20 protein-coding genes are annotated in these 23,023 nt (G+C 63.7%); 12 read left to right on the top strand and 8 right to left on the bottom strand.

Annotated elements, in window-relative coordinates; all coding sequences use genetic code 11:
* The first annotated feature begins 50 nt into the window (after positions 1 to 50).
* The 4 genes from DELCS14_RS20405 to DELCS14_RS20390 all read left to right on the top strand — a co-directional run bounded on the left by DELCS14_RS20405 (position 51) and on the right by DELCS14_RS20390 (position 5,961).
* On the top strand, positions 51 to 2,573 hold the full coding sequence (locus tag DELCS14_RS20405) for a TonB-dependent siderophore receptor (protein WP_013803352.1): 2,523 nt from the start codon (positions 51 to 53) through the stop codon (positions 2,571 to 2,573).
* Positions 2,574 to 2,725: 152 nt separating this feature from the next.
* Positions 2,726 to 3,046, top strand: a complete 321-nt coding sequence (locus tag DELCS14_RS20400; RefSeq protein ID WP_013803351.1) for a metalloregulator ArsR/SmtB family transcription factor — start codon at positions 2,726 to 2,728, stop codon at positions 3,044 to 3,046.
* Positions 3,047 to 3,117: 71 nt separating this feature from the next.
* Positions 3,118 to 4,650 carry a sigma-54-dependent Fis family transcriptional regulator gene (locus tag DELCS14_RS20395; RefSeq protein ID WP_013803350.1) on the top strand — a complete coding sequence of 511 codons (1,533 nt, stop codon included), beginning with the start codon at positions 3,118 to 3,120 and terminating at the stop codon, positions 4,648 to 4,650.
* A gap of 132 nt (positions 4,651 to 4,782) precedes the next feature.
* Positions 4,783 to 5,961, top strand: a complete 1,179-nt coding sequence (locus DELCS14_RS20390) for a DUF4272 domain-containing protein (RefSeq protein WP_013803349.1) — start codon at positions 4,783 to 4,785, stop codon at positions 5,959 to 5,961.
* 36 nt (positions 5,962 to 5,997) lie between these two features.
* Here the strand turns inward: DELCS14_RS20390 and DELCS14_RS20385 are convergent, their stop codons facing one another.
* The 4 genes from DELCS14_RS20385 to DELCS14_RS20370 are packed head-to-tail and all read right to left on the bottom strand — an operon-like array spanning position 5,998 to position 8,894.
* Positions 5,998 to 6,678 (bottom strand): hypothetical protein, encoded by a 681-nt coding sequence (locus DELCS14_RS20385; RefSeq protein ID WP_228676802.1) that lies wholly within the window; start codon positions 6,676 to 6,678, stop codon positions 5,998 to 6,000.
* Between the two features lie 28 nt (positions 6,679 to 6,706).
* Positions 6,707 to 7,450: a hypothetical protein gene (locus tag DELCS14_RS20380; RefSeq protein ID WP_013803347.1), complete on the bottom strand. Its 744-nt coding sequence runs from the start codon at positions 7,448 to 7,450 to the stop codon at positions 6,707 to 6,709.
* Positions 7,451 to 7,473: 23 nt separating this feature from the next.
* Positions 7,474 to 8,172, bottom strand: a complete 699-nt coding sequence (locus DELCS14_RS20375) for a hypothetical protein (protein WP_013803346.1) — start codon at positions 8,170 to 8,172, stop codon at positions 7,474 to 7,476.
* A gap of 23 nt (positions 8,173 to 8,195) precedes the next feature.
* Positions 8,196 to 8,894, bottom strand: coding sequence for a hypothetical protein (locus DELCS14_RS20370; protein ID WP_013803345.1), 699 nt, complete (start codon positions 8,892 to 8,894; stop codon positions 8,196 to 8,198).
* Positions 8,895 to 9,087: 193 nt separating this feature from the next.
* Here DELCS14_RS20370 and DELCS14_RS20365 point away from each other — a divergent pair, with 193 nt between their 5' ends.
* The 7 genes from DELCS14_RS20365 to DELCS14_RS30165 all read left to right on the top strand — a co-directional run bounded on the left by DELCS14_RS20365 (position 9,088) and on the right by DELCS14_RS30165 (position 19,073).
* The gene (locus DELCS14_RS20365; protein WP_228676801.1) at positions 9,088 to 9,738 is read left to right on the top strand and encodes a S24 family peptidase; all 651 of its coding nucleotides are present in this window, start codon (positions 9,088 to 9,090) and stop codon (positions 9,736 to 9,738) included.
* Between the two features lie 512 nt (positions 9,739 to 10,250).
* A complete protein-coding gene (locus tag DELCS14_RS20355) occupies positions 10,251 to 12,185 on the top strand; it encodes an AAA family ATPase (protein WP_013803343.1) in 1,935 nt (644 codons plus the stop codon).
* A 10-nt stretch (positions 12,186 to 12,195) separates the two neighbouring features.
* Complete coding sequence (locus DELCS14_RS20350; protein WP_013803342.1) at positions 12,196 to 14,091, top strand: ATP-dependent helicase; 1,896 nt, start codon at positions 12,196 to 12,198, stop codon at positions 14,089 to 14,091.
* A gap of 91 nt (positions 14,092 to 14,182) precedes the next feature.
* Positions 14,183 to 15,440, top strand: a protein-coding gene (locus DELCS14_RS20340) for an IS3 family transposase (RefSeq protein ID WP_228676800.1) whose coding sequence is annotated in 2 segments (ribosomal slippage) — positions 14,183 to 14,517 and positions 14,516 to 15,440 — 1,260 coding nt in all. Because the reading frame shifts where the segments join, the coding sequence is not laid out codon by codon here.
* A gap of 724 nt (positions 15,441 to 16,164) precedes the next feature.
* A complete protein-coding gene (locus tag DELCS14_RS30170) occupies positions 16,165 to 16,767 on the top strand; it encodes an AAA family ATPase (RefSeq protein ID WP_013803340.1) in 603 nt (200 codons plus the stop codon).
* Positions 16,745 to 18,415 carry an adenylosuccinate synthetase gene (locus tag DELCS14_RS20335; RefSeq protein WP_013803339.1) on the top strand — a complete coding sequence of 557 codons (1,671 nt, stop codon included), beginning with the start codon at positions 16,745 to 16,747 and terminating at the stop codon, positions 18,413 to 18,415. Before DELCS14_RS30170 ends, DELCS14_RS20335 begins: the two co-directional genes overlap by 23 nt.
* Before the next feature lie 235 nt (positions 18,416 to 18,650).
* Positions 18,651 to 19,073, top strand: coding sequence for a hypothetical protein (locus tag DELCS14_RS30165; RefSeq protein ID WP_228676799.1), 423 nt, complete (start codon positions 18,651 to 18,653; stop codon positions 19,071 to 19,073).
* 126 nt (positions 19,074 to 19,199) lie between these two features.
* Here DELCS14_RS30165 and DELCS14_RS30805 read toward each other — a convergent pair whose 3' ends face one another.
* A complete protein-coding gene (locus DELCS14_RS30805; RefSeq protein ID WP_157158305.1) occupies positions 19,200 to 19,451 on the bottom strand; it encodes a hypothetical protein in 252 nt (83 codons plus the stop codon).
* An 87-nt stretch (positions 19,452 to 19,538) separates the two neighbouring features.
* Between DELCS14_RS30805 and DELCS14_RS30800 the strand changes: the two genes are divergently transcribed.
* Positions 19,539 to 19,712 carry a hypothetical protein gene (locus DELCS14_RS30800; protein ID WP_157158304.1) on the top strand — a complete coding sequence of 58 codons (174 nt, stop codon included), beginning with the start codon at positions 19,539 to 19,541 and terminating at the stop codon, positions 19,710 to 19,712.
* Positions 19,713 to 19,890: 178 nt separating this feature from the next.
* Here the strand turns inward: DELCS14_RS30800 and DELCS14_RS20330 are convergent, their stop codons facing one another.
* From DELCS14_RS20330 to DELCS14_RS20320, 3 genes are all read right to left on the bottom strand, one after another.
* Positions 19,891 to 20,994, bottom strand: a complete 1,104-nt coding sequence (locus DELCS14_RS20330) for a porin (protein WP_013803337.1) — start codon at positions 20,992 to 20,994, stop codon at positions 19,891 to 19,893.
* A gap of 100 nt (positions 20,995 to 21,094) precedes the next feature.
* Positions 21,095 to 21,940: a substrate-binding domain-containing protein gene (locus DELCS14_RS20325; RefSeq protein ID WP_013803336.1), complete on the bottom strand. Its 846-nt coding sequence runs from the start codon at positions 21,938 to 21,940 to the stop codon at positions 21,095 to 21,097.
* Between the two features lie 54 nt (positions 21,941 to 21,994).
* A complete protein-coding gene (locus DELCS14_RS20320) occupies positions 21,995 to 22,969 on the bottom strand; it encodes a tripartite tricarboxylate transporter substrate binding protein (RefSeq protein ID WP_013803335.1) in 975 nt (324 codons plus the stop codon).
* Positions 22,970 to 23,023: the final 54 nt, after the last annotated feature.

The raw sequence follows: 23,023 nt of genomic DNA, 5'->3' as shown, positions 1-23,023 counted from the left end.
GAAGACAAGGTGAAACACCCAACGCCTACCCGAATCGAAAGGAGTCCCGCATGGCACTACGCCATCCATCCCGCCCCGCGCAGAACGGCGCATCGCGCGCCCTGCCGCACCCGGCCTTTGCCTCCAGGCACACGGCCATCGCCGTGCACATGCTCTGCATGGCGGGCCTGGCACTGGGCGGCCTGGCCGTGGCCATGCCGTCCGCGCTGGCGCAGGCGGCTGCCCAGGGGGCCGCATCTGGAGCAGCTTCCGGGGCGGCACCCGGCGAGGCCCCCCGCGCCTTCAGCATCCCCGCCGGCCCGCTGGGCCAGGCGCTCAACGCCTTTGCCGCAGCGGCCGGCGTGGAGCTGACGGTCGATTCCAGCCTGCTGCAAGGCCGCATCAGTGCAGGCCTGTCGGGCAGCTACAGCGTGGCCGAAGGCTTTGCCGAGCTGCTGCGCGGCCAGGGCCTGCGCGCGCTGCGCGAGGCCAACGGCAGCTATACCCTGGGCCGTGACCGCAACGCCGCAGCGCCCGTGGAGGGCGGCGTGCTCCTGCCCGCCGTCACCGTGCGCGCACAGGCTCAGCAGGCGCCGGAAGCCTATGCCGGCGGCCAGGTATCCACAGGCGGCCGCATGGGCCTGCTGGGCGACAAGGACTTCATGGAGACGCCCTTCAACACCATCAGCTACACCGAGAAATTCATCGCCGACCGCCAGGCCCGCGACATCACCGACGTGATCTCCGCCGCCGACCCCACCGTGTTCAGCACGGGCATGACCGGCATCATCAGCGAGAACTATTCCATTCGCGGCTTCAGCTCCAGCATTGGCGATGTGACCTTTGGCGGGTTGTTCGGCGTGGCGCCGTTCTACCGCGCATCGCCAGAAATGTTCGAGCGCGTGGACGTGCTCAAGGGCCCATCGGCCCTGCTCAACGGCATGCCGCCCGGCGGCTCGGTAGGCGGCACGGTCAACCTCGTGCCCAAGCGCGCGGGTGATGAGCCGCTGACGCGGCTGACCACCTCCTTCATGTCCGATGCGCAACTAGGCGCCCACATCGACCTGGGCCGCCGCTTTGGCGAGCGCAAGCAGTTCGGCATCCGCTTCAACGGCGTGCTGCGCGACGGCGACGGCGCCGTGAACCACCAGGAAAAGGAAACCCGGCTGGCTTCGCTGGGCCTGGACTGGCGCGGCGACCGTGCCCGCCTGTCGGCCGACCTGTACAGCAGCGATGACCGCACCGACGGCCTGAACCGCGGCATCAACCTGGCCGCAGGCCTGCCCGTGCCCAGGCCGCCCAAGGCCGACACCCTGCTCAATCCCAGCTGGGCCTTCTACGACACCAAGGACAAGGGCGCCATGGTGCGCGGCGAACTCGACCTGGGCGACCGCGTCACGGCCTATGCCGCCGTGGGCACCAGCAAGACCCGGTACCGTTCCACGGGGGCCTACCTGATCCAGGTCTTCAACACAGCCGGCGACTACCGCACCAACCTGGCCGACCTGGGCTTCGAGATGGACAAGAAGTCGGCCGAGGCCGGCCTCAAGGGCAAGTTCAACACGGCCGGCGTGGGCCACCAGTGGGCGCTCAACGCCACCTACTACACGCATACCGACAAGCAGTTCGGCCGCCGCAACGTGCTGGCCCAGGACTGGATCACCAACATCTACAACCCCATCTGGGGCCCGGCCACCAGCTTCAATGCGCCACCGATCTCTCGCACCGAACTGCGGCTGACCAGCATCGGCGTGGCCGACACCCTGTCTTTTGCGCAGGACCGCGTGCAGCTCACCCTGGGCCTGCGCCGCCAGCAGGTGCTCAGCGACACCTTCAACGTGGCCACGGGCGCGCGCACCTCGCGCTATGACCAGGGCGCCACCACGCCCGCCGCCGCGCTGCTGGTGAAGGCCAGCGAGCGTGTCTCGGTCTACGCCAACTACATCGAAGGCCTGAGCCAGGGCGCCACCGCACCCATGACGGCGGCCAACGCGGGCGAAGTGTTTGCTCCCTACAAATCCAGGCAAAAGGAGCTGGGCCTGAAGCTGGACCTGGGCGACTTCGCCCACACCTTCAGCCTCTACGAGATCCAGCGCCCCAACGGCTACACCGATCCTGTCTCCAACGTCTTCTCCTTCGGCGGCGAGCAACGCAACCGGGGCGTGGAATGGGGCTTCTTCGGCAACGTGGCCACGGGCGTGCGCCTGATGGGCGGCATTGCCTACGTACAGCCCAAGCTCACCCGCACGGCCGGCGGCGTGAATCAGGGCAAGCTGGCAGCGGGCGTGCCCAGGCTGCAGGGCAAGCTGGGCGTGGAGTGGGATGTGCCTGCCCTGCAGGGCCTGACGCTGACGGCCAATGCCACCACGGCATCCAGGCAGTACATCAATGCCGACAACTCGCTGTCCGTTCCCGGCCGCACCGTGTTCGACGTTGGCGCGCGCTATGTGACCACGGCGGCCGGCCACCCGCTCACGCTGCGCGGCAGCATCACCAACGTGGCCAACAAGGCCTACTGGGCCACGCCGCTGTGGACCAGCCTGGGTCTGGGCGCACCGCGCACTTTCATGCTGTCGGCCACGGTTGATTTCTGAGCGATGACGCGGCGCCTTGCCGTAGATCAAGCCGAACCCGAGCCGGGCCGAGCCTGCGCTGCCGCCCTGCGGGCTATAAACTAGCCCGATGGGGCGGCGAGCATGCCGGCCCGCCAACCGCCCACCCTCCATTACCAGGATGACAGACGCCTATGGACAGCCGCAATGACAGCATGGACCTGAGCGACGACAGCGTGTTCGAGAGCGCTGCGGAGCTGTTCCGTGCCATGGCGGCGCCCGTGCGCCTGAAGATCATCAGCGTGTTGTGCCATGGCGAGAAGAACGTGACCGAACTGCTCGCCGACATCACTACCACGCAGCCCAACATGTCCCAGCACCTGAACACGCTGTACCAGGCCGGCGTGCTGGGCCGGCGTCGCGAAGGCGTCAGCATCTACTACTTCATCGCCAACGCGCAGGCGGCGCAGATGTGCCGCGCCATCTGCGCCCAGGTCGCCATCGCGCAGGGCTGAGCGCGGCAGACCCGCAGGCTGCAAAAAGGGATCTCAAGGGGACCCAAGGCGACTCCGCTAGGATGCCATCCATGCCGCCCACACCCACCCTGGTCCAGCCCCTGCCGCTCGATGCCGACGGCATCCTCGCGCTGGCAGCGCGCTCCATGTTCCAGCTGTTCTCCACCATGAGCCAGGGCATGTTCCTGGCCGACAGGGCAGGGCGCATCGTCTGGGTCAACGAGGGCTACCAGCGCTTTCTGCCCGACCTGGGCGTGGCCTCGGTGGACGACTTCCTGGGCCACATGGTCGAGGACGTCATCCCCAACACCCGCATGCGCCGCGTGCTGGAAACCGGCGAGCCCGTACTCATCGACCTGCTCACCAACCGCGCCGGCACCTTCGTGGTCAGCCGCATCCCGCTCAAGGACGATGCGGGCGCGGTCATCGGTGCCATCGGCATCGTGCTCTTCGACCAGCCGGAGACCACGCTGCAGCCCCTCATCAGCAAGTTCGCCGTTCTGCAGCGCGACCTGGACGAGGCCCGGCGCGAGCTGGCCGCCCAGCGCAACCGCAGCCTGCGCGTGTCCGTGCAGGGCGAGCGCCGCGCCAAGTACAGCTTTGCCAGCTTTGTCGGCAGCAGCCCGGCGGCCGTGGAGGTCAAGCGCCAGGCGCGCCGCGCGGCCCAGTCGCTCAGCCCCGTGCTGCTGCTGGGCGAAACCGGCACCGGCAAGGAACTGCTGGCCCATGCCATCCACGCGGCATCGGCCCGCACCGGCGGCCCCTTCGTCACCGTCAACATCGCCGCCGTGCCGGACGCCTTGCTGGAGGCCGAATTCTTCGGCGTTGCCCCCGGCGCCTACACCGGCGCAGACCGCAAGCCGCGCGACGGCAAGTTCAGGCTGGCCGACGGCGGCACGCTGTTCCTCGACGAAATCGGCGACATGCCCCTGAACCTGCAGGCCAAGCTGCTGCGCGCGCTGCAGGAGGGCGAGATCGAACCGCTGGGCTCCAACCAGCTCGTGCGCTTTGACGTGCGCGTGGTCGCTGCCACCTCGCGCGACCTGCCGCAGATGGTGCGCGATGGCCGCTTCAGGGAAGACCTCTTCTACCGCCTGCACGTGCTGCCCATCCGCGTGCCGCCGCTGCGCGAACGCAGGCGGGACATCCCGGCCCTGGTGGAAGTCCTCTCCGAAGAACTGGCCCTGCGCAACGACATGCCCCCGCCCGAACTCCTGCCCGACGCCCTGGCCCTGCTGGCCGGCCAGACCTGGCGCGGCAACATCCGCGAGCTGCGCAACGTGCTGGAGCAGGCCGCCATGCGCAGCGAAGACACCGCCATCAACGCAGAGCAACTGCGCGAAGTGCTGCGCTCATCCGGCGTGGAACCCGCCGCACCCGCGCCCGGCCCCGAGACTGCACCCGCCCCGTCCCCTGCCCACAACAGCCCCGCCGACACCGACCTGCTGCGCCCCCTGGCCCAGCAGGTGGCCGAACTGGAGCGCAAGGCCATCACCGCCACCCTGGCCGCCAACAGCGGCAACAAACTGGCCACGGCGCGCCAGCTGGGCATCTCGCGGGCCACGCTGTATGACCGGATGGCGGTGCTGGAGCTGCAGGGCTGAGTTACCCGCCGTCTGCAAGCCGCACTGTGGCCAAGAGGCGGTGCGTTTCCTGCCGCTCCCAATCCCGGAACCAACCCCGGAACCAAGCCCGGAACCAAGCCCGGAACCAAGCCCGGAACCAAGCCCGTGAACATGAAAAATCTCCTCACCCGCCTCAAGACCGCATTCAGCAAGCCCGCCCCCGAGACCGCTCGCCAAGAGGAACACCAGCAAACCCAGCACCAGCCGCACGAACCCCAGTCGGATGCCGCAGAAGACGAAGTACTCATCAACGCCTACTGCACCGTCTGGGACCTTCCCGCGCTTGACTTTCCGCACACGCTGGCCGGGCGCCGCGATCTTTCGGACCCTGAGCTGGCGCCCCATCTTTCCGGCTTTGTCGGCTATGTGCTGGGGCGCGGCGATGGGCAGATGACGCGCAATCGCTACCACGCCATGCGCCACATCCAGCGCGTGCAGCAGCACCTGAGCCTGGGCATTGCGCCGGCCCAGCTCGACGCCTTTGCCGGCTGGGCGCAGCGCGCCAACGCCATCGCCTTTCTGACGGACGGCAGCATCCGCGATCCGCAAGGCCGCATCCTGCTGGATGCCAACGGCGCCGAGCCTGATGACCAGGCTGCGCTGCCCTATCCGCAGCAGGCCTGGCAGCGCAAGCAGCGCAGCGAGCAGGTGCTGGCGCAGCGCGGCTTCACGCCAGCGGCCAGCCTGCCGCTGCTGATCTCCGAGCCCGAACTGCGCATGCGCGCACCCGACGAGATCGCCGCACGCGCCTTCGCCCTGCTGGCCGTGGCCGTGCGCGCCGAATCACTGAACGACGCACTGAACGAAGCACTGAACAGTGGCGAACCGCTCACGCCCGAGCAACTGTTCCAGCGCCTGCCGGCCGCCCAGGCTGCGCTCACCCCCAACGAGCGCGAATTCATGGCCACTGCCCAGCCCTCCGAAGAGGCCATCGCCAAGTTCGGCTGGCGCTACGAAGCCGCGTACTTGCTGGAATGGGCGCTGGGCCTGGTCGATACGCTGCCGTTCCCCGATGCCATCTGCGACGTGCCGCTCACCTCGCGCACCCTGCTGCAGGCGGGCGACCTAAAGGGCGCCCTGCATGCCGCACGCATGCGGCCCGACAGCGAAATCCTCGACGCACTGGACCAGCACTACCGCCTGCACTGGATCGTGCGCCAGGCCCAGGTGCAACAGCAGCCCGCGCCAGCCGGGCTGAGCGCCGACGTGCTCATGGAACGCCACCATGCGCTGAACTGGCTCGTGCGCTTCGAGGGCAATGACTGGGATGACGTGGATACGCCGACCTGAGGCGTGCTGCGCAGGGCACCTGGCCGCGGCCACAGCTCAACCCACGCCCAACTGTTCCAGCGTGATGCACGCCAGCCACCTGCATCCATCCGATGGCCAGGCGGCGTCATCCGATATGCAGCGCCCGGTGGCATCCATCTGGATGCGGGTGACGTGGCGGTTGGCCCCGGGCCTTGACCGGCGGGCGGGCATGGCCAGCAAGGTTTCGGGCAGCGGCTGCGCTGGTGGATGGGGTTCGAGGCGCGTGAGATTTTTTGCAGAGCGCAGGCGCAGCGGTGATCGCTCCATGCCGATCACCCAGGTCCAGAAGAGCGCCGGGTGGCGAAATCTGTGGCCTGGCATTTCCAGCAGCAGCATGGCGCTGCCGCCCCGCTGCATGGCTTGGGCACAACGCAGCGGAGCGAGGGCGGGGAAATTCTCAAGCTGCGCTTTCCAGCCGGGCAGCAGCAAAGCCAGAACCTGTGCCAGCTCTTGCGGGCCTGGCTGTGGCGTCAACTGCAGCGGCAATTGCACCTGCAGCCATGCCCGTTGCCGCAGCACGGCAGCGCATCGCCGCGCACACCACCAGGCGCCCAGCGGATCGGGCAGGCACTGGGCATCGGGAACCGTGGGCAGTGTGGCCCAGCGCGTCTTGCGCGCCTGTGTACCCACTTCGTAGCGCCATTGCGTATCGAAGCGCAGGCCGGGCATGAAGGTACGAATGGGAGACCTGGGCATGTGCATTGCGGCTGCAGAGTCACCAGCGTCAGACCGGTGCGGGCCTGGCTGCAAGCGTGACCGTGCCAAGCCACTGGCATGGGTGCCACGGGCCGCCCGCATCATGCAGGAGGCAGGTCCCGTCGGCTTGCACCTGGATCCGGGTGGCGTACCCGCTGGACCAGGGCAGGGTCGAGCCAAAGGGCAGGGCAAGCAAAGCCTTGGGAGGCGCCATGGCCTGCGCACCCGCTGACGGCAACGTGTCGGACGTAATGCAATCGTCGGTGCACGACAACGGCAGCTCAGGCTCGTACCCCACCACCCAGGCCCAGAAAATGCCCGGCTTGGGACCATCGCATTGCGGTGACTCCAGCATCAGCAAGGCACTGCCTCCCTGCTCGACCGCCTGGGCGCACAGCAAGGGCGTCCGGGCGCATTCAGCAGGTGCCTGCACGTCCCAATCGGGCAGCAGCACATCAAGGATTTGTGCCAGCTCCTCCACGCCGGGAAGCGGGGGCAGCTGAACGGGCAGTCGCAGGAACAACCAGTGCCTCTGCTCCAGAACCAAGGTGCACCGGCGAACGCACCACCAGGCGCCATATGGGTCGGCCGAGCCAACAGGGTCGGAGGCCATCGGCAGTTGTGTCCAACGGGTCTGGCCAACTTGCGTGCGCCTGCTGTACTGCCAGTGGCCATCAAAGCGCAGGCCGCTGATGAGGCGTTGACCGGGACTGCTTGGCTCCAGCGGAATTTCCCGCTCGTACTGCTCTGGCGTGAGATTGGAGTTCTGCATTTCTTCGGGTCAGGAAAAGCCGGTCAGGAGAAGCTGCCGTTGATGGCAATGTCGTTGCTCAGTGGCTCCAGCGTGATGGCCGCCGTGCAGCGGTACCGGCTTGCGCGCGCATCCATGCCATCCACATCACACAGCCCTTCGTCATCCACCGTCACCCTCAAGGCGTGGTTCCATGCCAGGGCCGAGCCGAAGGGCCAGATCAGCAGCGCGCTAGGGCGCCCGGGCATTTCAAAGGCTGAAATGCGCTTGGCACGCTGAAATCTCTCGTGCATTTCCACGCCGATCACCCAGGCCCAGAAAACGCCTTGCGCGGCATCGCTCGAATCCTCGGCCTGCAGCTGCAGCAAAGAGCAGCCACCGGCAAGCAGCGCATCGGTGCTGCGCAGCAGCGGCGCCTGTGTCGAGGGCTCATCCAGCACCTTCACGTTCCAGTCCGCAAGCATTGCGCCCAGGGCCAGTACCACATCACCACAATCCGGCTGCGCAGGCAGGCCAGAGGGCAGATGCGCGGAATGCCAGGGCTTGCGATTGAGCACCGCAACGCACTGGCGCACGCACCACCAGGCCCGCTGTGGGTCTGCTGCAGCCACGCCGCCTGCCCGGGTTGCCGGCAGTCGTGCCCAATAGGCTCGGCCTGAAGGCGTGAGCGCCGAGTAGGTCCACAGTCCGTCAAAGCGAAGCCCTCGGGTGAAGCGGTGGGTGAGGTGCGTGGTCTCATCCATGTGGGACCTTGTCTTGGTGGACTTCAACACGGTGCGTGCCCCGCCAATGGCCCTGCATTGCCGCGTTGCGCGGGCGACAACGTGATTGCAGCCAGACAGCGGCACTCGCGCCACTGCCCGTCAATGCCATCCACATCGCAATGCCCGTCGCGGTTCACCTGCACCCGCGCCGCATAGCCGCAGGCCCAGGGCATGCTCCAGCCAAAGGGAATGGCGAGTAGCGCGACGGGGCGGGGCGCACGGCATGACGGCCATGGCTTCACCGGCGCGGGCAGCATTCTCTGATGCATCTCCACACCAATCACCCAGGCCCAGAACGTGCTCTGTGGGCACCGGTGCAGCGCCTCTGACTGCAGTTGCAGCACGGCCCCGCCGCCCGCCAGCAGCGCCCGGGTGCAGGACTGCAGCGGGCTGTGCCCGGCTCCTGCGCTGAGCTGCACCTGCCAACGCGGCATCAGCGCGTGCAGAGCCAGCGCCACATCTTCCGGCCCCGGCCGCAAGGGCATGCCTGGTGGCAGATCCACAGACTGCCACATCTCCCGCCGCAGCACGGCAGCGCAGCGCCTCACGCACCACCAGGCGCCATGCGGATCGGCCCTGCCCGCATCCGGCTGCCCCAGCGGCAGCCGCGACCAACAGGCCCTGCCCGATGGCGCGCGGGCGGCGTACTTCCAGCGTGCGGCGAAGTGCAGGCCGGGGGTGAAGTGGTGGGTGATGTGCATGGATGTAGGCGTCGACGTCTAGTTGAAGCTTGTGCTGTCAAGTTGATCCGGAGCTTGGACAGCTGCACCGAAAGCGGTATGAGGAGTTTCAAGTTGAGCCATAGGCTGGCTCTTCAAAACTGGCGAAATCAAGTGAATTTGCACTAACTCTACCGTACCGAAATCGGTATAGCAAGACCAAAGAATGCTGCCCATGCGCAGCTTCTTGAACGCAACATTGGCCGAAAACGTTGCCCTGATGATCAAGGGCAAGGCGATCGGGCGCCTGCGTAGTGACATGAAGAATGCTGGATTCGACATCGGGCAGGGCACTTTGCAGCGCATCGTTGCCGGGGAAACCGGTGTGCGAATGGAGTCACTGCAGAAGTTTGCTGATTACTTCAGCGTGGACGTAGATACCTTGTTGCGAGGCCGTGTCGCGGAAGGTGAAGACTTCATCCAAATCGTCCGCCTGGATGTTGAAGCCGTGCCCGAACGCTCTCGAAAAACCAATCTTGTCGAGGAACTCGGAGCTCTCCAGTTTCGACGCGATTTCCTGCGCGCTATCGGCGTCAGCCCAGTGAACGCGGGCATCGTCCATGTCACTGGAACCAGCATGGAGCCCACGATCCGGGACGGTGCCGTGCTCTTGCTCAATCGTGCGGATCGAACGCCGCGCCGTGGCAGCGTCTATGCATTCGCGTGGGAAGGGCAGATGCTTGTGCGGCGCTTTCAGCGGGTGGGCGATGTTTGGCATGCCGTGGCCGACAACGCTGATAAGGGCGAGCACCCGGATATCGTCATTGCCGGGAAGGCAGAGAGTCTGGTGCAAGGGCGAGGCATATGGGTCGGGGCCAAGCTCTGAGTCTGTCCTGTCTTGATGGCTGACTCTTTCATCCGTCGCGGGAACTTGAATGCCTTGTGCATGCGTTTGGGATGGGGCAGTCGCAGAGCCAAGCAATTGGGCTCTCCCTCGGAACTGATCAACCGGCTTGGCCGGTCGTCCAACTTCTTGTCTGATATCGACCCATTTTGTGATGCTGATCTGTGGGTTGTGGGTTTCGGCCTTGCAGCGATTGCCGTCTTTTACTTGACTGACTCGACGGCCTGAAGCTGCCGGACCGCATCATCTTTTCGTGAGGCCCAGATGGTGGAGTGGAAGCACGTCCGAGACATATGCAACCGGGAGGATGGTGAGAAACCTCCGCAGAGGCTGTTCTTGAATGGCTTAGCTCCGTGCTGCTGAGACAGCTGGAGGCTTGCGCGCTGATCTTGGAGGAAGGTCAGCACAATCATAGGTCGAAGATCACAATATGTTACATTCCGGAAAATCGCCGGTGGCGTAGCTTTGCGTGTTCATGCTGGCAGGGAGAGACCATGTACATCGAACAGGTCACGCTGACCAACTTCCGGTGCTTCGGTCCCGAAGGGACCAAGCTTTCGCTTGATGCTTCGTTGACGGCTCTGGTGGGAGCCAACGGAAGCGGCAAGACCGCTGTGATGCAGTGCCTGCAGAGGCTGTTCGGCATCACCGCTGATCAGCGCAGGCTGCGGCGCCGCGATTTTCACGTGCCAGCGCACGAGAAAGCGGCCCCGCTGCAGCGCGAGCTGAGCCTCGAGGCCATTTTGGTGTTCCCCGAACTGGACCACGGCATGGACACAACGGCGGTTCCAGAGTTCTTTCAGCAGATGGCCGCTGACGACAAAGGCAATCTGAAAGTCAGGTTGCGCTTGGAGGCTACATGGGTTGACGACGGCACGGCCGAAGGAGCGATCGAGGAGACCTACGTAGCGGTTCGGTCCTTGGCCGACTACAAGACTGAAGATTGTGTGAACTTGAAAGGCGCGGACCGTTCGCGAATCCAGTTGCTCTACATCCCGGCCACGCGCGATGGTGCCTCGCAGGTGTCGGCGCTGCTGAAGGGTCGACTGTGGAAGGCCATCCAGTGGTCAGGGAAAGTCAAGACCGCGCTGGAAGGCGCCGGCGCGACGTTGAACACCGTCTTCAGGGAAGAACCTGCGGTCCTGCGAATCGAGGAGAAGGTGAAGCGCCGTTGGCAGGACCTTCACGATGCTGGCACTGATGCGTTTCCGATGTTCCGTCCGGTGGACACGCGCTGGCATAAGTTCATTGGCCAAGTGGATGTCACCTTTCAGCCTGGAGATGACGGACGCGACCGTGACATCAACGAACTCAGCGATGGGCAAAAGTCGCTGTTCCATCTAGCGCTGACGGCTGCCACCCTGGACGCTGAAGCAGAGGCTGCAAAGGGCGACGCGACGCACGGCTTTGTTCCAGGAAGCATCGCTATCCCGGCGCTAACGCTCATCGCGCTAGAGGAGCCCGAGAACACGCTGGCGCCGTTCTACCTGTCGCGCATCCTCGCCCAGGTAGAAGAGCTGGTCGGCACGGCCCAGGCTCAGGCGATCATCTCGAGCCACTCTGCCAGCATCCTGTCCCGCGTGAAGCCCGAGGCGGTCCGCCACTTTCGCTTGACCGAAAACAGGACAGCCCGCATCCGTGCCGTGGAGATGCCCACAGAGCTGGAGGATGCGTCGAAGTACCTCCGCGAGGCCGTGCGCAGCTATCCGGAGCTCTACTTTGCGAAGTTCGTAGTGTTGGGCGAGGGCGCCACTGAGGAAGTGGTCATCCCGCGGCTGTCGAAAGCCATGGGTGTCGAAATCGACCGCTCGTTCGTGGTCGTAGTTCCTCTGGGTGGTCGCCACGTGAACCACATGTGGAAGCTGCTCAACACGCTAGACATCCCGCACGCGACACTGCTGGACCTGGATTGGGGCCGTCAGGGTGGTGGATGGGGGCGAGTCAAGACGGTCTTGACGCAGCTAATAGCTAACGGCACCCCTCCATCCGCGCTATTCAATGACATCGCAGTTGACGACCCCCAAGCCGAGCGAAACCTTGCCAGCTTCGACACGATGTTCGACACGGGCAACTTGGCTGCATGGCTATCGTTTCTACAAGGGTACGGCGTGTTCTTCTCCGTGATGCTGGACTTGGACTACACGATGCTCCAAGCATATTACGGCGCGTATACCGCACTGGAAGACGGAATGCGCGGCCCGCGCGACGGCGTTGACGCGCGGGATGCAGTTCTTGGGGAAGGCGGCAATCACACCGCATACGCTGCCGACCAGGACGACGCGCTTCGCTGGTACAGGTATCTGTTCCTGGGTCGAGGAAAGCCAAGCACGCATGTGCGCGCGCTCAGCAAGCTTTCAGACGAACAGCTGAAAGCCACTGCGCCGCATTTCCTAATTACACTCATCGACGTGATGCGAAAGAACCTCTGAGGTGGCCCCGATGGACTTCGCTCGAAGGGTTACAGCGGACGACTGGACGCCGCGTGGAATTCCCGGTCTAGAGCCCGCAGCATGGACGGCCCTACGTAGTACAGGGAACACGTCGGTCGTGGCAGGCCCGGGCGCAGGGAAGACCGAGTTCCTGGCTCAACGCGCGGTCTATCTGCTTGAGACAGGCATTTGCCGGCCGCCGCATCGCATCCTGGCCATTTCGTTCAAGACCGACGCGGCCGCCAATCTCGCTAAACGCGTGCAGGAACGATGTCCGCCAGAGCTGGCGAAACGGTTCTCTTCGTTCACTTTCGACGCGCTCACGAAGAGCTTGGTCGATCGCTTCGCCAACGCCCTTCCTTCGGTGTGGCGACCGACCAGACCCTACGACGTTCTGTTCCCAGACAAAGATTACTTGAGGGAGTTCCAACGTGGGGCGATTGCAGTAGCGCGCGAGGAGTGGCGCCACGAGATTGGACGGCTGGACCTGTTCAGATTTGAAGCAGACGTATTGGGGAACAGCAAGCTGCCACTGGTTGCAGCGAAGCCAGCGAGCGCCCGAGAGCTGCTGCTGAACTATTGGTGGGCAATGTCGCTTAAGCACGCGCAGCCTTCCAAACTCACCTTCTCCTGCTTGAACCGCCTGGCTGAGCTGCTGCTGAGATGTTCGCCCAACATCCTGGCGGCGCTGCGGTCGACGTACTCGTTTGTATTCGTGGACGAGTTCCAAGACACGACATTCGCCCAGTACGACTTCCTGAAGTCGGCCTTCATGGGCAGCTCTGCGAGCGTGACGGTGGTGGGTGACCACAAGCAGCGCATCATGCTGTGGGCCGGCGCTCGTTCTGATGCCTTCGAGCAACTCGAGGCGGACTTCGGCGCGCAGCGGGTGCCCTTGCTGTTCAACTTCCGCTCCTCGCCGGAGCTGGTGAGGGTGCAGCATGTTGTTGCCACGGCGATGGATGCCGGCGCCATACCGACACAGTCTCAAGCCGTAGCTGAGCTGGACAAGGACGTGGTGCAGGTCTGGTCGAGTTCTAACCGCCAGGGCGAGGCCGAGTATCTGGCGACATGGATTGCCATGGATATGGCGGCGCGAAAGAAGCAACCGCGCGACTACGCGCTGCTGGTTCGCCAGAAGGCAGAGGTATTCGAGCGGGAGCTGCTCCCTCTATTTGCTGCAGCCGGTCTGGTCATTCGCAATGAGAGCAAGTTCGTTGGCAAGGTATCCATCCAGGACTTGCTGGTCGATGACATAGCCCTGGTCGTGCTGGCCATGCTGCGCCTTGGGACGCGGGTGAAGGCGCCGACAGCGTGGCAGACGGCTTCGTCCGCAGTGGAGTTCCTATCGGGCGTGGACTCGGCGGACGCTTTGGGTACTCGCAGTGCGGAGGCCGCGCTAGAGAAGTTCCTGGCCGAGCTTCGGACATTCCTGAGCGCAAATCCTCCGACGCAGGCCTCCGCTACCGCTGCGGTCGACAAGGTGTACACGTTCCTAGGCATGGAGCGCATCGTTCGCTCCCATGTCCGCTATCAGCGCAACGATATGGCTCAGCTCATTCGGGAGGGGTTGACCATCCATGTTGCCGAGTGCGCCGGCGCCACCGGTACCTGGCCTGCCTGCCTGGACCTGTATGAGGGCGCAGACCAAATTCCGCTTCTGACCGTGCACAAGAGCAAGGGCCTCGAGTACGACACGATTGCCTTCATCGGCCTTGACGACAAGTCGTGGTGGAGCCACACGCCTGGCAACCCCGAAGGGCTGGCAACGTTTTTCGTCGCGCTATCGCGCGCCAAGCAACGGGCGGTGTTTATGTTCTGCAACGAGCGAGGCAACCGGCAAAAGGTCGCTGACCTTTACCAACTGCTTACCTATGCTGGCGTCGTAGAAACGGTTGTCTGCTGACTGCGGCAGCGAGCCAGCCAGGTGAGATAGCCCCCTGATTCCCGACCCCGTCCTATCGCTTATCTTTGAAGATAGGAACAGGACTGTGCCTATGACTAGGCATACGGAGTCAATCGAGGTAGTCGTGAAGGACCAGCGCCGCAGGCACTGGTCCCTCGCAGAGAAGGCAGCGCTGGTGCGCCGAACCTACGAACCAAGCATGAGCGTGTCATTGGTCGCTCGGCAGGAAGGCGTTTCGGCTGGACTGCTGTTCCAATGGCGCAAGCTCGAACGCCAGGGTGCTTTGACCGCCGTCTCCGCTGGCGAGGCAGTCGTTCCCGCATCCGAGCTGGCGGCTGCCCGCGCGGAAATCTCCAAGCTGCAGCGCGTGCTCGGCAAGAAAATCTTGGAGAACGAAATCCTCAAGGAAGCCGTGGAGTACGCCGCAGAAAAAAGTGGATTGCGCGCTCGCCCTTGTTGCCCGGGGACGAGCAGTGAAAACGGTCTGCCGGACGATGGGGCTGGTGCGCTCGCATGTGCGCGACCTGCTTGGGCGCGGTGAAGGCTGGGCCGATGGCCGCAGCCATCGCACCCCCAGCGACGATGCCGAGCTGCTCGCCGAACTGCGCCAGGAAATTTCCGACTTGCCCAGCTATGGCTACCGACGTACCTGCGCCTTGGTGAACCGCCAGCGTGCGGCACGGGGCGCCCCGCGGGTCAACGCCAAACGCGTCTATCGCGTCATGGCACAAGCCGCTCTGCTGCTGCCCAAGGCGCCTCGCCGGCGCCAGTCCGCACGCACGCATGAAGGCCGTGTTGCGGTCTCGCGCAGCGACCTTCGATGGTGCTCCGATGGTCTGGAAATCAAGTGCGATTCGGGCCAGACCGTGACGGCCACGTTCGCCAAGGACTGCTGCGACCGTGAGGGGATGGTTTGGCGTGCATGGGAGGGCAAAGGGCTGCCAGGTGAGCCGGTACGCGAGATGCTCATCGAGGCCGTGGAGCGCCGCTTCGGCTCGGTCGAAGCGGTCCCGCAGGGCCAGGAGTTGGAGTTCCTCAGTGACAACGGCGGTGCCTACATCGCCGCCGAAACGAGGGCACTGGCACGCGCGCTGGGCCTGAAGCCCATTAACACTCCCGTCTGCAGCCCGCAGAGCAACGGCATGGCCGAGAGCTTCGTCAACACCTTCAAGCGCGACTATGTGGCGCGCATGGACCTGCGTGACGCGCAGACGGTACTGGCGCAACTGCCAGCGGCTTTCGAGCACTTCAACGAGGTACATCCGCATTCTTCGCTGAAAAGGCGTTCGCCTCGGGAGTTCAGACGGCAACAGGCTGCAGGGGCTGACCAAGCGCTTTATTGCGAATAGGGCGGCTTCGGGAATTCGGGGCAACATCCACCTATCAAGCATCGCTTCACGTTGGCTAACTCTCAGTCGGCCTCCGACGTGTAACAGCCAAAATTGCCGCCACCGCACAGAGGTGCATAGCCTCCGTTCCGCATAGCCCCTATTTCGCTCGCTGCACCCATGGCTGAGACTTTGGCGGCGACGACGGCACATGCTGATCTCCCAGTCCATTAGTTGAGCTATGCGTTGCATAAGGAAGTTCGATGGATTTGCAATACTCTGGCAATGCTTTCGTCGGACTGGACGAAGCGCATGCCCGATTCCTGCGTATGCATCTAGAACTAGAGCTTCCGAACAGGATTTACTTCGGTTTCTCCGCTCGGCTCGGGCACAGGCGCGCGCCACCTGGATGCGTACAGAAATCGACGAACTGATCGAAGCCACGGAGATAGTCGGGTAGATAGATGCGCTAATGGATCTTCTCAGCCCTTTGATGGGAACGCTGGTAGAGAGGGGGGGGGCTCCAGGCATGCCGATGACGTGGGTCTACGAAAGCAACATAGCCAACCGGTGGCCTGACGGGCAGGTACGGCTCAATCGGGAGGGCAAGATGTTGAAGCCGCCTGGTTGGGAGAGGCCAGAAGAGGCAATTGCGCGCTGGCTGCGGGAAATCAGCCATCAGAGCTAGGACTTCAAGGGAAACTCCTAGCTTCTGGAATGTAACTTTTCTATTACATTTCGCACTGTGTCATCAGCCCTTACTTTCAATACTCGATTGCTGTTGCTTAGCGGTGCAGTCGGGTCTGGCAAAACCTCTGTGACAACCGCTTTGCTGGATACGTATAGATTCCGCAAAGTAAGCACAGGTCGCCATTTAACTGGACTTGCCACCGCGCAAGGTTTAAGCCCTGAGCGAGCTGTTCTACAGCAATTGGGCGACACGCTGGATGTGCAGACCGACTACGCTTGGCCGGTGAACGTGGCCGTCGAGCAGATGCAAAAGGCCGCGGGGGGCGAGGCGCTGGTATGGCTTCTGGATGCGGTAAGAAAGCCGCGACAAGTCGCTCATTTCCGCGAAGCTTTCGCACACGTGCTGCATGTCCACCTAACCGCGTCGGAGGAGGTCCTCCGCGCGCGCTACCTACAGCGCCAGTCTGCGGGTGACAAACGCGAGGCAGCCGTCAGTTATGAGGCGCTTGTATGCCATCCCAATGAAGTCGCATCGCGTGCTCTCGGCTCCATCGCAGATGTGGTCTACAACTCGGGTGATCGGTCTGCATACAGCATTGCCAATGATATTGTTCAAACAACCCAGGGATTGCAACATGGACCAAGTGGTGTTGATTAGTGGACATCTCGGTGCAGGAAAAAGCGGGCTTGCGCAAATGCTAGAGTCCGAATTTGACTATCACCGCTTCAGCAGTAGCGCCTACCTGACGCAGGAGGCGGCACGGCGAGGCCTAGCATCGGACCGCAAGTCACTTCAGGAACTGGGTGATACCCTGGACCGCGAGACGCTCGACGGTTGGCTGCATCAAGCCGTTTGTGCGATGGCCCAATCCCTCGGTCACTCATCTCGGATCGTAGTCGACAGTGTACGCACGCGTAAGCAACTGGAGCACTTTCGGAACGATCATGCCTTGCCCTGTGTGCACGTGCATCTCTTCGGCCAGACAGTGGCATTGCGCAAGCGCTTTGACGAACGCTCTGGCCGGGAAGCGGCGCCTGAGTATGTGCATGCTGATCTGATCAAGAGCGAGAAGGATATCGAGGGCTTCAAGAACGATGCAGACCTGCGCGTCAACACAACGAGAAACGACAGTCGCGACACGATGGCGCGGGTGGCCGCCAGTTTGGGGCTGGTCTCAGCGCCGGATGTGCGATGTGTGGACGTGTTGGTCGGCGGTCAGTACGGCAGCGAAGGGAAAGGGCACGTGGTGGCGTACTTGGCGAAAGAGTATGACGTGCTGTTGCGCGTGGGAGGGCCCAATGCTGGTCACACGGTGCTGGGGCTAAAAGGGCAGTACACCTATCACCACCTGCCGTCTGGCTCGATGGATGTGAATGCCAAGCTTTTGCTTGGGCCGGGAATGACTGTGTTTGTTTCTGGCCTGTTGAAGGAGATCGCGGACTGTGGAGTGACGCCCGAGCGACTGTTCATCGATCCGAATGTGATGGTCATTGAGCAGGCCGACAAGGATGCCGAGGCCCGTGTCAAAAGCGCAATCGCGTCGACTGCCAGTGGCAGCGGTGCCGCATCTGCGCGCCGGATAAATGATCGGGGCTTGTCCACGGTTCGGCTGGCCAAGGACGTGCCGGAGCTTGCCCCCTACGTTGGTGAGCAAGAACCCTACCGTGGCTCTACGATGCGCCAGTTGGAGATTGCCTATCGCAAGCGGCAGTCAATCTTCTTGGAAGGCACTCAGGGAAGCGGACTCAGTATCTTCCACGGCCGCTATCCCCATGTGACGTCGCGCGACACGAACGTCGCGGGCTGCCTTGCGGAAGCGGGCATCTCGCCTAGCCGAGTCCGCAGGATTCTGATGGTGGTACGGCCTACACCCATCCGGGTTGGTGATCCCGATGGAGATCAAGGCGCGACATCAGGGCACTTAAAGCATCCGACAAGCTTCCGCGAGATCGCAGACGAAGTAGGGCTTGATCCAGAAGAGTTAGAGAGGAACGAGAGGACCTCAACAACCCGGCGTAACCGGAGGGTCGGCTGGTTCGAGTGGGAGCAATTCCGCCAAGCCTGCGCGCTGAATGCGCCGACTGACATTGTCTTATCATTCGCTGATTACTTGAATTCGAAGAACCGTGACGCGCGCAGATTCGAACAACTGGGGGCTGAGACTATCAAATTTGTCGAGGAACTCGAAAGAGTGGCCCAGGCGCCAGTTTCATTGATCAACACGCGCTTTCCACGTGGGAGCGATGCCGACGGCGACATACGTACCATCATTGACAGAAGAAATTGGACCGCGCGTTCATCCTGACCCCAGTATGCAGAAACAAGATTTGGTCGCACGTTACCCCGTGCTCTATCACATGGCAGAGCTAGGCAGTTGGCCCAACATTCGTGAACAAGGTCTCCTGTCGACTACCGCTAGCCTCGATCGCGCTAAGGTCACTGCGGATGAGCGGAGGCAACTCGAAAGCCACCGCCGTCCGGCAAGTGTCAGCATCTCTATGACTGACGGAGTAGCCCTGGTGCTGCGGGATCAGAAACCTATGAGCGACGCACGTTTAAAAAAGTGTCTGTTGGGCGGCATAACACCAACTCAGTGGTACGAGTTCATCAATCGGAAGACTTTTTTTTGGGCAACGCAGGCACGACTCCACACATTGCTCGGAGCCTATGATGACCGAGAGCACGACGTACTGACAGTGGACACCGCCTCACTTGTGCAAGCCCATGAGGACCGCATCTGGCTTTGCCATATGAACTCGGGCAACACAACGCCTTGGGCACATCCACGCGACTACGAGATCTTCAAGCGAATTCATGACTACCCTGCCTCGCCCCGCGGGTACCCAGTCAAGGAGGTGGCCGAGGTAGTGGTGGATTACGCTGTTCTAGACATTGCCCGTCACGTCAAAGGTATTTCCCGTATGCGAGGTTCAGAGGTAACTGACAATGCACCCTACGGGTGAACTGTTGCTGCGCACTCGCAGTGCGCGGCGGTCAGAGAACTTTGGACACCATGGCTTTTTGTGCATCAGCCATTTGTTCCAAAGTCCGCCGTGGCGCACCACTTCTAGCCGTAAGCAGTGCTACACCTAATTTCCGGCAGCGACAAATCCATCTTCGCTCGCAGCCCATCGGATTCCTTGTACCGCTTCCTTCTTGGCAGTCTCCAAGTCAGCGTAGAAGGATGACTCTGACGGGCAGGAGGCCCACCCCTCGATGCCGGCGGCTTCGTTGTCGAAGTAATACTGTTCGACAAATCCAAAACTTCCCACCTCTCGACGAAAAAGCGCGATGCGACGTTGGCGGTCTTGAGAATAGAAAAAGCAGATGTCTTGATCCATTGCGCACTCAGCCAGGAAATAGGCTAATTCTGCCTCAGCGCCAACCTATCTCTTTTGGCGGTGTAGTCAACCGGTCAATGAAGCAGTTTGAAGCGCGGCTCTGTAGAAGTCACCGTCAAGGCGGAAGCCATCAAGCACGTGGGCGCGCCGGCGCGCCTGTCCACTGCCTTTGGTCTTTTGGCCAGCGAGCACGCGAACCTCAAATCCTTCACGCTCGAAGTCTTTACCGTAGAAGTCTGCCTGGAGATCGCCGAGGGCTGAGCGGCCAGCCCATTCGCTGTCCGTCCCGCGCTTGGCTAGGCCAGAGTAGCTTGTAATCAATGCCGGTGGACAAGAGGCAGGCACTACTTGGTGCCTGCGTCTGAGGGGATTGGGTCGGCCTGCAGCAACCCTCCACAAGCACCTCAAAAGTGGGCGCTGCGGGTCGCTGCAGCGCCCCTCAGAAGCTATGCATCAACCCCGCAGTCACCCCCGTAGCCACATCCTTGTTCTGCCCGCCCTGAAACCCTCCACTCCAATGCGTGCGGTCCAGCTCCGCATACAGCTTGCTGCGGCGTGACAGCTTGTATTCCGCAAACAGCAGGGCGCGGGTGTAGCCGTCTGCGGCGCGGCCGCTGCGTTCGCGTTCCACGCGGTACAGGGCGGCGGTCAGGTCCAGCGTGCTGCGTGCGGACCAGGTGGCGCCCAGCGAGTGCACGCGCTGCACGGTGCGGGCGGTGGTGGCGTTGGTCTGGCCGTCGCTGCGCGCGGTGTTCAGCGCAAGGCGCAGGTTGTCCCATTTGTAGCTGGCGCCCAGGGTGGCGGCTTTCAGCTCCCATTGGTCTGCGGTCTTGAAGCGCTGGTAGGCGCCGGAGACCGTCCATGTCTGCGTGCCATAGGCCAGGCCTGCGCCGGCCGATGAGCGGGCGGAGCCGCCTTGCGCCGTCTCGCCAAAGCTGTACATGGCGCGGGCGGTGAGGTCACCGAAGCGGCCGGTGTACTTGACCGAGTTGTCCAGCCGGTACGAGCCCGTGGTGGCGCCCGCGCTGCCGTATTCCACGCCCAGGCCGTGGCTGCTCAGGGCCGCTGTGGCGATGTTGGGGTTGAAGGCGGCGAAGCGCATGCCCACGGGGTCCACGGGGCTGATGGCATCTGCCAGCAGGTTGGTCTGGCGGCCGGCCGTGACCTGGCCCCAGTTGCCGCCCAGGCCCACGATGGCCGCGCGGTCGAAGAATTTGCTGGAGTTGGCGGTGGTGCCGGTGTCCAGGTTCAGGCCGGTTTCCAGGTTGAACAGGGCGTACATGCCGCCGCCCAGGTCTTCGCGGCCGCGAAACCCGAAGCGGCTGGTGGTGTTGACGCCGCTGGACAGCGCGGCGCCCGAGGTGTTGCTGGCCGCGTTGGCGGCGGTGAGGCCGCTGGTGTAGCGCACGCCGGTATCGGCAATGCCGTAGAGCGTGATGCTGGATTGCGCAAGGGCCGACAGCGGTGCGGCGGCGAGGGTGATCAGCACCAGGGTTTTGGTGTTCATGGGTGTGGCGAGGGTGATAGGGCTGGGCAGCGGCATGCCGCAGCAGTGCCGTTGCAGCGCCGCTGAATGGAGGTCGAACCGGGGAGGGGTGAAGGCCCCTGTGTGTCGAGGGCCTTGAGGGCTCGTGGGCCTGCCGTCAGGGCTTGGCCGCCGGCTCCATGCCCGTGCTGCGCACGATGGGTGCGGCGGCGGGGGCTGCCAGGAAGCGGATCAGGTGGCGTGCCGTCTCAGGGCTCTTGGCGCCGGTGGCCACGCCTGCGGAGAAGAAGACGCGCTGCTGCACTTCATCGGGCAGGGGGCCGACGAATTCCAGCTCCTTGAACGGCAGCAGTTCGCTGACCTGCTGGAAGCCGATGTCCGCATCGCCACGCAGCACCACGGCGCCCACGCGCTCGCTGAGGATGCGGGTGGCCTTGCCCTTCATCTGCTCGGCCACGCCCAGGCGCGGGAACAGCTCGTTGGCCAGATAGGTGCCGCTGGCGCTGGCCGAGTAGGCAATGGTCTTGGCATCCAGCAGTGTCTGCTTGAGCGCGTCCACGGTGCTGATGTCGGGCTTGGGCGTGCCCTTGCGCACGCTCATGCCGATCATGGAGCGCGCCAGGTCCACGCGGCTGCCCGCCTCCACCTTGCCTTGGGCGGCCAGATTGTCCAAGGCTCCATCCGCAAGGATGACGATATCGAACTGCTCGCCCCGCGCCAGGCGGCTGGGAATGGAGTCCTGCGCATTGCCCATGGAGGCACCGCGCGAGGTGACGACCTTGTGGCCCGTGGCCTGCTCGTACAGGGGTATCAGCTGGTCATAGGCGGCAGAGAAGCCGCCCGAGGTGACCACGCGGATTTCATCTGCGGCGGCGGTGGAAGGCGTGGCAGCGCCCAGGGCCAGGCCCAGGCTGAGTGCGCCGCCCAGCAGCGCGCCCAGGGTGCGGCGGCGCAGGGTGGATGGCACGGAGGACTGCAGGGGGGTGGAACGGATGGCGGTCATGGTTTGTCTCCTGGTTTTTTATGGTTGGGGAACGGCTAACGGCTGCCGAGGGAATCAATCGGCGGTGATTTTTCGCTCGCGGATGATGCGGCCCCACTTGGCGTGCTCGGCGGCGATGAACTGGCCCAGTTCCTCGCGGGTGCCCGGGGCGGCGGTCTGGCCGTGCTTGAGCAGGTTGTCGCGCACTTCGGGGGTGTTCAGCACCTTGACCAGCTCGGTGTTCCAGCGGTCCAGCAAGGGCTTGGGTGTCTTGGCGGATGCCACGAAGGCGTACCAGTTGGTGGCATTGAAGCCGGGGAAGCTTTCGGCCACGGTGGGTACGTTGGGCAGGTATGCCGGGCGCGTGAGGCCCGTGGTGGCCAGCGGGATCAGCTTGCCCGATTCGATGTGGGGCAGGGCTGTGGGCGGGGCTGCGTAGAAGGAGGTCACGCGGTTGCCCAGCACATCCTGCAGCGCGGGCGCACCGCCCTTGTAGGGCACGTGCAGGGTGTCGATCTTGGCGACATCGTTGAGCAGTTCACCGGCCAGGTGCGATGCGGAGCCGGGGCCGGTGGAGGCGAAGTCCAGCTTGCCGGGTTCGCGCCTGGCCTTGGCCACGTATTCGCCCAGGGTCTTGATGCCGGTGGCGGCAGGCACGACGAGCACGTTGGGAAAGTTCACGCCCATGGTGATGGGGGCCAGGTCCTTGAGCGGGTCGTAGCCGATCTTCATGAAGTGCGGCGCGATGGCCAGCGGGCCGATGGAGCCGAAGAGCAGCACCGAGCCGTCGGACGGGCCATTGGCCACCTGCGTGTGGGCCAGGTTGCCGCCTGCGCCGGGCTTGTTTTCCACGACCACGCTCTGGCCGATGTTCTCGCCCAGCTTCTTGGCGATGATGCGCGCGGCAATGTCGGCCGAGCCGCCTGCGGCGAAGCCGACCACCATGACCACGGGTTTCTTTGGGGGGAAGTCCTGGGCCTGGGCGGTGCCCACGGCCAGGGAAAGAAGGGCGGCCAGGGCGCCGCCTGCGATCAGTCTGCGTTGGTGCATGTCGTCTCCGTTTGTTGGTCTTGCCTGCCCTCAGGGGGCAGCGTTATCAAGGGC

Source organism: Delftia sp. Cs1-4, assembly GCF_000214395.1.
GTDB lineage: Bacteria > Pseudomonadota > Gammaproteobacteria > Burkholderiales > Burkholderiaceae_C > Comamonas > Comamonas acidovorans.
Note: the sequence above shows the minus strand (reverse complement) of the source record. Positions and strands in the feature narration are given on the sequence as shown.